The organism is Mycobacterium sp. (genome assembly GCF_025965855.1).
Lineage (GTDB): Bacteria > Actinomycetota > Actinomycetes > Mycobacteriales > Mycobacteriaceae > Mycobacterium.
The window spans coordinates 1-12285 of sequence record NZ_JAOPWB010000233.1 but is presented as its reverse complement, the minus strand read 5'-3'; the positions used below and the strand labels follow the sequence as shown (position 1 = coordinate 12285).

Below are 12285 nucleotides of genomic sequence, written 5' to 3'. Positions count from 1 at the left end.
TGTTCGACGTCAAACCCAACCGGACCCACACCCATCCCAACCTCCACCAGCACATCATCATCGGCCTGCGGTGATGCGCTGACTGGTTGAACTCAAGTTCATTTTCGAGACACGAGCCCTGGGGGCTTATCTGATCGAAGACCCCCTTTCTAGATTGGCGCTGAGGCGACCGCCGGTGGTTCAAGAGGTCCGAGTCGTGGCTTGGCGCGTTGTAGCAATGCGGGGTGCAGTCGAAAGTCGGCGGCCAGAGCGCAATCCAGCCTGGCCGAAAAAGGGCGGGCACTCTGGGTCTGACGACGACTGAACCGTCTCCGATCTCCGAAGGGGCGCAAAGGAGCTTGGTCTTAGGGACTATTCCGGCAGGGGCCCAGCGCGAATTAATCAATCTCAGCCGCAAGCGCTGAGTCCGCCGACCGAGCGTCTCAGGTCGCGTCCTCAACCACCGCCGGTTCGTCCGGCTTCGAGCGCGTCGAGGAGTTCGCGGTTGCGCGTGCACGAAAGACCCGTCGCGGCGACGAACCGTCGTGCGGGTCGTGGAGTTCCTGTTCCTGCTTCACTCACATCGCGCGCGCAAGTGCGATGTGCCCTTCGAAGCCAAACGATTCCGCCATGGCGCGATAGCGAGAAACGAGATCGTGGTATACGTCCTCATCGGCTCCGCGAGCGCGCGCCAGCAAGGCGTACAGCCGCAGCAGCAGGATATCGCGAGCCACGTACTCGTTGTCGAGCGGGATCGCGGCCATCCTCTCGATCGCGGCCTCGGCTTCGTGAATGTCATCATCGGCGCTCCGCGCCAGGAGGGTTTCCACCAGAACACCAGTGGTAAGAACGGACCACGCAAACTGCCCTGACCGGAACAAGTCGTCCACGCCCTTGCGTATCCGCGCCACGGCACCATCACGATCCCCCCTTGTGGCGTTCTCAGTGGCGACGTACACATCGATGACAGCCAGCACGGATGCGTTGAACAGCTCGTGCAAGCACATCTCGCGAAGTTCGGCCAGCACCTTGAGTCCATGTTCGCGGTCTGTTTGGGATTCTCGATGGATCAATGCCAGCCCCATCGCCATTCGCGCAGTGCCCAGCGTCATGTCGTCACCGGATCGCTCGGCGATGTGCAGCGCTTCGTCGATCTCGCGCAGTGCCGTGTCGTCCGCGAGGAGCAACCCGCACAGTATCGCCGGGCTATATATGACATTGACGGCAAAGGCATGTGACATCGGATCGATTCGGCGGCCAATCTCAAGCGCCCGGTTGAAGTCATCGCGCCATCCGTCGCAGCCCTGGGCCCATCGGGCGAGGCCTCGTGATGACAACGCCACCGCCAGTGGCGAGCCAATGATGATATTGCCTTTGGTGGGGTCGCCGTCGGCCAAGTCGATGACCTGTTGTGACCATCGAAGTACGTCGGCCATCTCACCGGTCTCGCACTTGACGAGGATGGTCAGAAACGACAGCCCGACCGTTAGGACCGGATCATCGATCGACTCGATCAATGCCATGCACTCGGAGGCCAGTGCGGATGCCTCGCGTACCCGGGCCCGCATCACGTGCTCGTTCACCAGTCCCGCAGTGCCGATCGCCATCGAAACTTTGTCCCCAGTGGCAGCACACAATTGCCGGAGCACCTCATAGTGGTCAGCGGAGATGTTGGCGTGGATCCGCCAGCTGTTGCCACACAGAAGGGTGCGAGGGGCGATGCGCATCGCAGTATGGTTCGGGCCGCCGGAGGGCAATGCGTCGGCGATCTGCCGAGCGCGTTCCCAATGGAGTCGTGCCGCGAGAATATCGCGCATCGCCGACCACGTGCCCGCACGCATGTGCCACTCAAAAGCGGCCTGCAGGTCACCAGCGGCCTCAAGGTGCTCGGCGATCAACGCCGCGTTCTCTTCGATTGATCCGGGATCACGCGCTTCGATGGCGGCGGCCAGCCGCCGGTGCAGTTGGGCGCGATCGGATTTGAGCTGAGCTTCATAGGCCACCGCACGAATCAGCGGATGGTGGAACACAAACTCCGGCTGTCGGGTGAACCTGACCTGATCGATGAGCTGGGCCGCCACCAACTCAGCGACCACCGGTTCCACCCCCAGGACAGTCAGCAGGTCGATGCCGAACCGCGAGCCGACCACCGCCGCCGTGCTCAACGTGCGTTTGGCTTTCGGGTCGAGCCGATCGATGCGCGCGGCGATGGTGGCCTGCAGCGTCGCAGGCACGCTCACCTCAGCGACGTCTGCCGTCGAGATGTATGCGCCCGACTCCCCGCGCAGCACGCCGCGCTCGGCGAGTTCGCGCACGATTTCCTCGGCGAAAAACGGATTACCGGCAGCCCTGTCGGCGATTGTCTGGCCCAGTGCACCAACAGATGGGTCGGCCCCGAGCAACTCTGAAACCAGTGCTGCCGTCTCCGTTTCACTCAGTGGCCCAAGGGCTATCGGCCGTGTCCCGTGCACCCGCACCAGCGCACCCTCATAGTCGGGGCGGTACGTGACCAGCACCAGCAAGGGCGTCTGCGCGATCACGGTGAAGATGTCGGCCAGCATCGACTCACTGACCTCATCGATCCAATGGGCGTCCTCAACGACATAGACTGTCGGGGCTTCTCGGGCCAACGACGCGGCATTCACCAGCGCGGTCAACCGTCTTCGACGCGCATCGGGATCAATCGCCGGTAAGGGAGCATTCGGGTCGGCGATGCCCAGCATGTCTTCAAAGAGCACCAAATCCTCGGGGTCCGCGTCGGGGACCCGGTCGCGCACTCGATCGCGGGCGGTCTGCCCCTCTAGACCCTCGACACCCGTGGCCGCGCGCAGCAGGCGCAAGACGGCATGGAAGGGGACCTGACTGGTATGCGACTCGCAGAAGGCGGTGAACACCTCCACGCCCCGTCGATGCGCCATCGCCGCAACCTCGCGCACTAGACGGCTCTTGCCGATGCCCGGTGATCCCACCACGCCGACCACAGCGCCGTGGCCGTCGATGGCGCGCCCCAGCAAGCCTTCAACGGCGGACATCTCCCAGCGCCGACCGACCAGATTCGACTCAGCACGTCCGACAGCAGGTTGTTCCCCCATGCTCAACAGTCGACGGGCAGGCACCGGCTCGTCGGCACCCTTGATCCGAACCAGCTCAGGGTCGGTCAGAGCCGCTGCGCCCTCAACCAGTCGTGCGGTGGACGCGCTGAGCATCACCCCACCCGGCGCAGCGACCGACTCCATCCGCTGAGCCGTCCCGACCTGCTCACCGATGGCGGTGTAACCGAAAGGCCCCGAACCGATCTCACCGGCGATCACTTGACCGGAGTTCAGGCCGACGCGCAACTGCAGCTCCACACCGTCGCGCTCTCGCACATCGACGGCAAGCCGCTTCGTCTCCTCCTGGATCCTTAACGCCGCTAGACAGGCACGAACGGCGTGGTCCTCCAACGCCACCGGCGCGCCGAACACGGCCATGATCCCGTCGCCCGTGAACTTGTCCACGGTCCCGCCGTAGCGCTTCACCGCCGCCGCAAAACGCTCGACCAACTCGGTCATGATCTCGCGCAGCCGCTCCGCGCCGACACTGGCGGCGATGTCCATCGAGTGCACCACGTCGGCGAATAACACCGTTACTTGCTTGTACTCAGCCGATCGGGCGGCCTGTGTGACGGGTGTACCGCACTCACTACAGAACTTGGAGTTTGGTGGCAATTCGGTGCCGCACGACCCACACGACCGCGCCACTGCCGTCAGTCCAGCGCCACCATCCCCGTTGGGGTCCACGTCAGTATCGTGTCACCGCTGGTCAACGATGTCCGCCATATCGCCGTGGTATCTCTGACACGAAGTATTGAGACTCTCATATGTCGTCTATTCCGAGACAGTGTTCAGTTCTGTTCGGGCCTGGTCGATCTGGTCGTAGGCGTACGTAGCCATGGCGGCGGTGGTCATCGTCTCACCCTTGCGGGCGAGCGATTCGTAGGCCTGGTCGCCGAGAATTTCGCGCAGGTGTGAGACTGCTTCGTTTACCTCGGGGAAGGCCGCACGGGCGAGAGGGTTGACGGCGAAACCGCTGATGATGGCGGCCGGTTCGTGGTACCCATGCCGGTCAAGCCAGGCGGCGAGGATTGCGAGCGGGCTGTGCATTGATGAGAAGCTGCCGGAGTCGTAATAGTGCCGGATCGCCAGGGTGAGGTAATCGAGGACGCCCACGGAGTCGCCCTGGCTGGCCGCCAGCCCCGCCAGGCTGACCGCGATGTTCGACTCGGCCCAACGGTTACCGCTGTCCTGAGCGACTTTCAGGCCCTGGCGGTGGACGTCGTACGCGGCGGCGGGATCGGCGTTGCGGTAGGCCCAGCCGTACGCGAAGAGCGCCCAGCAGACCACCTGGGGACTGTGGGTGGCGTCGGCGGCGGCGAGCAGGCCGTCGCAGGCCGCCATCGCCTCCTCATCGGAGCCGACGAATGTCAGCCCCAGAACCAAACATGTCCGGGCAGATAGATGAGGGCCCGGACCTCGTGCGATCGTGTTGCGGCACAACTCGACGCACCGCTCGGGCTGACCTGCCGTCATGTACCCACCGCCGACCCAGGCTTCAAATCCGTATGGAACCTCGTCGAAACGTCCGCTATCGATAGCTGCCTGGGCAGCGTCGCTGTAGCCGATGAAGTCCTCGATCCGTCCGGCCGTATAGCACTGGGAGGCCATCACGTAGAGCTGCGCCAGCCGCCGATGGTCGACAGCGCGTGCGGGCTCGATGAGCTCCTCGACCCACGCGATGGGTTCGTGCTGTTCGACCCACGAACCGAGGAACGCCGCGTAGACGGCGATGGCAGCGGCAGCGTCCAGGTCGCCGTGGTCGGCGGCCCATCGGAACGCGGCACGCAGGTTCGGAAGCTCGGTGCTGAACCAGGTGTAGGCCTCCCGTTGTCGGGGGCTATCCCACAGGGCGAGGACTTCGCCTTCGCGTTCGGCGAAGTGGCGGGCGTGCGCTGCCCGGACCTCATCGGCGGAACCACTGGCCACAAGTTGTTCTTCGGCGAACTGGCGGATGGTCTCCAGCATCGAGAACCGGGTCCGCCCCGATGATCGGTCGGCGACCAGAAGGGACTTGCGCACCAGCGCATCGAGCACGTCCAGGGTGTCCAAGTCGTCGCCGCAGCCACCCACTACGCACGCGGCGGCGAGATCGAACCCTCCGGCGAACACCGAACACCTTGCCAGCAGCGTCTTTTCGGTGTCGTCGAGCAGGTCATGGGACCACCCCACCGCATGACGCAGTGTTTGGTGGCGCGCCAGCCCCCGCCGCGACCCAACCAGCAGCCGGAACCGGTCATCGAGCCGATCCCGTAACTCGCTGACCGTCATCGACTGCATGCGAGAGGCGGCCAGCTCGATCGCCAACGGGATCCCGTCCAGGCGACCGCAGATCTCCACCACCGCGCCCGCCTCAGCTCCTGTTAGCGAGATACCGGGCGCGACAGCCGCAGCACGCTGCAGGAACAGGGTCGCGGCGGCCGAGTCGACACCGCTGAGCACATCCAGTGACGGCACCGGCCAAAGCTGTTCGTCAGCCACCCGCACGCCTTCTCGGCTGGTGGCCAGGATTCTCACCGTCGCCGAGTGGGCGAAGATCGCCTCCATCATGTCGGCGGCGGCATCCAGGACGTGTTCGCAGTTGTCGAACACCAGCAGCCGCGACCGGCCCTCCAACGCGGCGGCCACCGACTCGCTGACGGTCTTGCCGGGTTGTTGAGTAATGCCCAACACCGCTGCCACCGCGTCGGGCACCGCCGCCGGATCAGTAACCGCAGCCATTTCGAAAAACCAGACACCATCCGGGAATCCATCGACCAGCCGCGAGGCGACTTCGGTTGCCAGACGGGTCTTGCCGACCCCGCCCACCCCGGTCAACGTCACCAATCGGTGCGCTCGCAGCGCCGCTTCGACCTCGGCGACCTCAGACTCACGCCCGATGAAGCTGGTCGCCGCACGCCGCAAGTTTCCCGAGTTTGTGTCCAGCGCCCGCAGGGCCGGGAACTCCGTGCGTAACCCTGCTGCCCGTACCTGGAACACCCCGACCGGGGTCGGCAGATCCCGCAACCGTCGCGGCCCCAGATCCAACAGATCCATTCCGCTCAGCAGACCCGCTGTCGACTCGGCCAGCAGGATCTGACCACCATGTCCAGCGGCCATCACTCGTGCGGCTCGATTGAGCACCGTTCCGAAGTAGTCCCCGTCTCGCAGCTCGGCCTCGCCGGTTGCCAATCCCATTCGCACCGGCAACTGCAAGTCCCGTTGCGCGTCGATCGCGGCGTTCACGGCGGACATCGGCGACGCGAAGGCCGCCACGAAACCGTCGCCCATGTGGTTGAACAAGAACCCGTCATACGCCTCGATCGCTTTGCACAACACGTCGTCATGGTCCGCGAGGGCGATCCGCATCGCGTCCGCGTCGGTCTCCCACCGACGGGTCGAACCCTCAATATCGGTGAACAAAAACGTCACTACGCCCGAAGGCGGGTGCCCTGGGGACACCTGCACAGGATGTCACACAAGCCCACGTCAACGCTGCCAACCGAAACGAACATTCGAGGCTCTCCTATCTCGTCTATTTCGAGACGCCCCGATGGAGACGACGCGAGATACCCGTGTGCCGTAACTGCCTAACCAGCCCGTTCGCCTACGCGCAGTTATCGCATATGCCGGTCACCGGCACCACCATGTAGCAAGTCGGGCACACCTTCGGCGGCTCATCCAGTTTGGCCTGCGCCTTCTTGACTTTGGTATGCGGCTGAAGGACCGAGAGTCTTGGCTCACCGAGGGCGGACAAGACTCGATCAATCGCCTCACGGACTTCGGCGACGAACTCACTCCTCCGATCGGGGGCGACCGTGTCGGTCAGGGGCCAGGTTCTCAGGACCTGGACACCCGGGCGGATGAAGAACTGTTCGACAGTGGGATGATTGTTCAGCCAATCATCGAGGGTCGGCAGTTCACTCTCGGTGGCGTAGCCACGTTCCACGAGCCACCGACGAAAGCTCGGGTCCTCGACCTCCTGACGGCTTCGCGCTCTCGCGCGACCACGACGAAAGTCGACAATCCATTGACGTACGTACCCTGGCTCACGCAGGTGCGGATACCACCGATGTGCTGGTTGGGCATGCCAGTACGCGATATGGAAGTTTGAATTGACCTTCCAGCCCTCGCTGTCGGCGAGGGCGATGACGGCCTCGACCTTCTTCGGATCCGAATAGAACCGCGTGTACTGGGTCTGGACCTCTGCGGGCCACATACCCAGGTAGATATTCCCGCCGTCAACCTCCATATTGACCCGGTCGACAGCAAACACCTGGTCTTCTGGGAACTTGATGCAAGCTGCGGGCAACAAGGGCTTTCCACGCGGGGAAATCACTCCGCCGCCCTTATGGATTTCTCCCGAAAGCCCGGTAGCTCCCTCCAGGATCGTCTGCAACTGCGATGTCGACAAGTGTGTCCCTTGCACATCAGCCTCCCGGCAATTGCGTTCAGCGACACGATAAGCCAAGGCTAGCGACTGACGTGACCGTTTCGCTCGCCTGGCTCGCGGCTTGCGCCACGTTATCGTCACGGCTGAATAATGATCGCGTTCAGGGCTTCTGTCATGCAACACCCACAACGGGCTCGTGGTTCTACCGGAGAAGCTGTAAGCGAACACGCCCGTCGCGTTGACACCCGTCATTCGCCTCTGGGTGCTTCGGGACGATGTTCCGAGACTCTCGTAAGTCGTCTGTTATGAGACTCTGGCTTCCAGAGGCTAAGGGAAACAAGGCGTCTCGTCGGCGAGGTGAGATGCCAGCCTCAGCGGCTGGTGCGTGCACATCCCGCTGGCAGTTTGAACATCGCGTTTGCCCGGCCATCTCGAAGAGTGCAAGATGGGTGCGATCTTGGGTTGTCGTTCACTGCTTGGTGGCCACGAAGTGAGCGCGGCAGTAATCGTCAACTACGCCGTCGCGGATGACCGTGCGGCCGCCTTCGGTGGCGAAGACACCCCGTACCGTGCTGCCGCCGCCGCTGACCGAGAACGATTCGTCGGCGTTCAGGGTGCCGGTTTCTACGTAGCCAGATTCACCGACCCAGGTCAGCGTGTTGCCTTGATGGGTAATGGTGATGGTGGTGTCATTGTGACGACCGGTGCATGACGGATTGTCGGCGCTGGTTTGGTGCCACAGGTAGGTGCCGTCGATATCCAGTTGGGGCACTTGTCCGGTCGTGGTCGTGGTCGTGGTGGGTGCAGGTTCGGGTGATGCGATGGGCTGGGTGTGGGGGGTGTCGTTGGTGCCGGTGGTTCCGGCGGGCCGGTTGAAGGGGTGCCCAGTGACGACATCGACCAGGACAAAGACGGTGATGGCCGCAGCGCTCGGATGGACCGCGGCTAACGCTTCGGGATTGTAGCCGGACCAGGGTGTGCCGACGGGTTGCGGTTCGCCTGTCAACGCGGTCGGCGCGGTGAGGGGGTTGCCGCAGTAGCAACGAGCACGCGGCACCCCGTGGGCATCGACAAACACCGCGGTACCCGTTTGGAAGACCGATTGCAGCGTGGTGGGGTGCGTTCCGTCGAACCCGTGGTTGGTGACCCGAGTGTCCAGCCGCAACACAGTGGGGGTCAGTTCACGCAGATAGGTCGGGATATCGGCAGCGGTCAATGTGTGTCCGCCGTTCCAAAACAGGGTGGGGTCAGTGTTGAGGGCGTCGATGAAAGCCCCGGCCTGAGCGGGATGGCTGCTCAGGAAATTGATCATCTTGTCGCGGTCGCATTCGGAATTGTTGAGCGTGCCGCCGTACAGGCCGTCGCGGTCACCGGGCACCGGCTGGGTGGCCACGGGCGTGCCGGTGCCGTGTGGTTGCAAGGTGGGCGGCGGTTGAGTATCGGTCGGCGGCGACGAAGCCGCGGGAGGCATGAAGGGGTTCGCACCGGGATCGGTAGCCCCGGTGAGCACCAACTCCGCGGTTGCCTTGGGGGACAAGACTTTAGTCAGCACCACAGTGATACCCACGGCTGCGACAAGTAGGACTACGACCGCCGCGATCAACCACTTGCGCTTCGATCGATTCGCCGGGGGCGGCGTGCTAGTGGCCGGTTGTGGTGGTGCGTCCTGGTGTGGGGGTGGGACCTGCGGGCGCGCCGGAGTCGGTTCGGTTGGGTGTTGCGGTACCGCGGGTGCTGGCGCGGGTCGGGTTGGGTCGGTGAGCAGGGTCGGGGAGGTGTGCGAATCGCGGGCTGGGGTGAGTGCCTCGGTGATGGCATCGTGAGCGGCGCTGGCCAACTCGACGGTGGTCGCATACCGCTGGTCGGGATCTTTGGCCATACCGGTGGCAATGACCGGATCGAGCGTGGCAGGCACGTTGGGATCGGCGATCGACGGGCGCGGTGGGGGCTCCATTAAATGCGCGGTGACTTGCTGTTCGGTGTTGTCTCCGGGAAATGGGGTACTGCCGGTCAGGCACTCATACAGCACGCACGCCAACGCATAGACGTCCGCGCGGGCGTCGACCTGGCCTGCTCGGAGCCGCTCCGGGGACATGTAGGGCCAGCTGCCGATGACGCTGCCGGTGCCGGTCATTCGGGTCTGGTCGGCGCCGCGGGCGATCCCGAAATCGATCAGGTAGGCGAAGTCGTCCCGGTCGAGCAGGATGTTGGACGGTTTGACGTCGCGGTGTACGAGACCGATCTCGTGCGCGGCATGCAGTGCCTTGGCCACCTGCTCGACGATGCGCACCGCTCGTGCCGGTTCTAGCGGCCCGTCGGCCAGCACCTCTTGCAGGTCGCGGCCCTCAATCAGCCGCATATTCACAAATAGTCGGCCGTCGATCTCGCCGTAGTCGTGGATCGGGACGACGTGTGGGCTGTTCAGCTGCGCCGCTGCTTCTGCTTCTCGGCGGAAGCGTTGCACGAATGTGTGGTCTTGGGCCAGGTGTGGTGGCAGCAGCTTGATTGCCACGGTCCGGTTGGTCGCGGTGTCGTGTGCGCGCCACACTTCGCCCATGCCGCCGCGGCCCAACAACTCCACCAAGCGGTACCGTCCGAACGGGGTCCCGTCCATATCAGCCTTCCTGGCGGCAGCGATCCAACAAACGATAAGTCCGGCTACGGCTTCACACTCAGGAATCGCAACACCCGCACACCACCGGCTGCGGCCACTGTCTTTCCCTCTCTACTGAAGGTCGTCCGTACCGCCTGGGGCGTCGTGAGGACGGGCTCGGTCGCCGCGACCAGTCGCTTCGGCTGGTTATGGCGAGCGTGGGGCCCACACCTTGGAAGATTCTTGGACGAAACCCTTGCGGCTTCGTACAACCCGCCCATGCTGACACGTTTCGCCATGCTGTCCGCCCAGCACGCTAAAAGACGCCACCGGTGGATTTGGCACAGCTCCGATACGAAGTAATGAGACCCTCGTATGTCGTCTATTTCGAGACGGCGTTCAGTTCTGCTCGGGCCTGGTCGATTTGGTCGTAGGCGTAGGTCACCATCGCGGCGGTGGTCATCGTCTCGCCCTTGAGGGCGAGCGATTCGTAGGTCGCCTCGCCGAGGACATCGCGGAGGTGGGTGATCGCGGTGGTGATTTCGGGGACCCCCGTTACGGCGAGGGGACTGAGCGCGAACCCGGCGATAGTGGCCGCCGGTTCGTAGCGTCCGAGCCGGTCGAAAAGAGCGGCGAGGCTGGCCAGCGGGACGCGGAGCGTCGTGGTGTCGCCCGCATTGTGGAAGTTGCGGATCGTCCCCTATCTCAGTTCGACCAGGGATATGCAAACAATGGCCCGGTGACTGCAAATAAGAGGAGCGACATCAGTGCGCAAAAGATCAGGAGCCAGATCGCCCGGGCGAAGAACCTGAATCCGGCCATTAGATCATCATCCCCCTCGCCCACTTCGTGCCGGATGACAGTGCTCAGCCGGTCCAGATCGCCGGCGGTGAGAGACACACCGCCGTGCACTTCTCCCGACCTAATGGCGAGCAGGTAGCCGCGGGAGCCGTCGGGCCGGTCTAGGCGTGAGATGAACACTCGGTCGCCGTCGCCGTCCTGCAGACCGATGAGTTGCGTCAGTTCGGGCTGTTTCACGGCGATCCCCTTCGGTAATTGGTTGGGACCGTGGATGGGTTGCTTTGACGATACGCAGGGCGACCAGAGCGCGTGCTTGAACAACCAGCCCCCGTGCCCCTCGATCGCCGAGCGCAACACCTCGTCATGTGCGGCGAGGGCCTTCCGCATCAAATCCGCGTCCGCCTCCCACCGACGGGTCGACCCCTCAACGTCGGTGAACAAAAACGTCACCACCCCCGAGGGGCGGCTGCCGCGGACACGCTCACAGGATTTCACACGCAGCGCAGTCCCACCTCGTACCGCACGGCGCCACGCTAACCGCCGAACAGCGTGCTCGACCAGGCGGCGATGGTGGGCTCGAGTCGCACTGGCACGTAGGATTCGGCGGTGTCATGCCGTCCCGCGGGTCCGCGACATGCAGCCTCGTACAAGGCGACGGCGCACTCGGTCATGAAGATCGCGAGAGACTGTCGGCGATCATCCCGAACACTTCCACACCGTGTACGTAGTCCACTGCCCACTTAATTGTTGGCTGTCGTCTCTGCATGTGCAGAATCGTGGGTCGGTGCGGCGGGTGTCGGGCGCTCGTCGAAGACCGTGTCATGGGACCGCTCGACGGTTCCTTGGTCGCACCACCGCCCTGTCGTTTGCTTTGGCGGATGCTCGGCGGGCGCCACTGGCCGGATGATCCGCCGACGCTCCCGGTGGCGGCATCGCCCAGTTTCCATATCGCCGCCTCCGTCATATTAGTCAGGTAATATGACTATATTAGTCATAGAGTAGGACCGATGGCGACAGGTGCGAAGTCGCTGAAGCGCATAGATGACACGTGCGGAACCCAGCGAGCGCAGCGATGCGCGCGCGGCGTTGCGGTCGTGTTGACAGCGATCTGAATCGGCAGTGCTGACGTAAGGTATGCACCTCGTGAGAGCAGGTGGGCGATGGAGCCGAGAACGGTATGGACGACGAGCAGCCGGTTGATCTAGGGGTGGCGTTGTTCATCCCGTATCGCTACATGGAGGACCGAATCTTCCGGGCCATCCAGGATGCCGGGTTCGATGACTGGACTCTGTCCCAGGTTCGGGTGTTTCAACGCCTCGCCCCGGACGGTTCGCGTCTCACGGACCTCGCTGATCAGGCGCAAATGAGTAAACAGAGCGCTGGGGTGCTGGTCGATCAACTGGAACGCTTGGGCTATGTCCGCCGGGTCCCCGACCCGACGGATGGGC

Annotated in this window: 6 protein-coding genes; 1 reads left to right on the top strand and 5 read right to left on the bottom strand. The window is 63.8% G+C overall.

Translation table 11 applies throughout. From position 1 onward, the window contains the following. Positions 1-557: 557 nt before the first annotated feature. From JWP83_RS19905 to JWP83_RS19885, 5 genes are all read right to left on the bottom strand, one after another. Positions 558-3728, bottom strand: coding sequence for an adenylate/guanylate cyclase domain-containing protein (locus tag JWP83_RS19905; RefSeq protein ID WP_297733520.1), 3171 nt, complete (start codon positions 3726-3728; stop codon positions 558-560). Positions 3729-3845: 117 nt separating this feature from the next. Next, the gene (locus JWP83_RS19900; protein WP_297733517.1) at positions 3846-6518 is read right to left on the bottom strand and encodes an adenylate/guanylate cyclase domain-containing protein; all 2673 of its coding nucleotides are present in this window, start codon (positions 6516-6518) and stop codon (positions 3846-3848) included. 139 nt (positions 6519-6657) lie between these two features. Next, entirely contained in the window at positions 6658-7464 is an 807-nt protein-coding gene (locus JWP83_RS19895) for a hypothetical protein (RefSeq protein ID WP_297733514.1), read from the bottom strand. A gap of 448 nt (positions 7465-7912) precedes the next feature. Continuing rightward, complete coding sequence (locus JWP83_RS19890) at positions 7913-10057, bottom strand: serine/threonine-protein kinase (protein ID WP_297733511.1); 2145 nt, start codon at positions 10055-10057, stop codon at positions 7913-7915. Positions 10058-10741: 684 nt separating this feature from the next. After that, positions 10742-11278 (bottom strand): hypothetical protein, encoded by a 537-nt coding sequence (locus JWP83_RS19885; RefSeq protein ID WP_297733508.1) that lies wholly within the window; start codon positions 11276-11278, stop codon positions 10742-10744. Positions 11279-12014: 736 nt separating this feature from the next. Here JWP83_RS19885 and JWP83_RS19880 point away from each other — a divergent pair. After that, positions 12015-12285, top strand: a 271-nt coding sequence (locus tag JWP83_RS19880) for a MarR family transcriptional regulator (RefSeq protein WP_297733505.1), incomplete at its 3' end; no start/stop codon positions are given.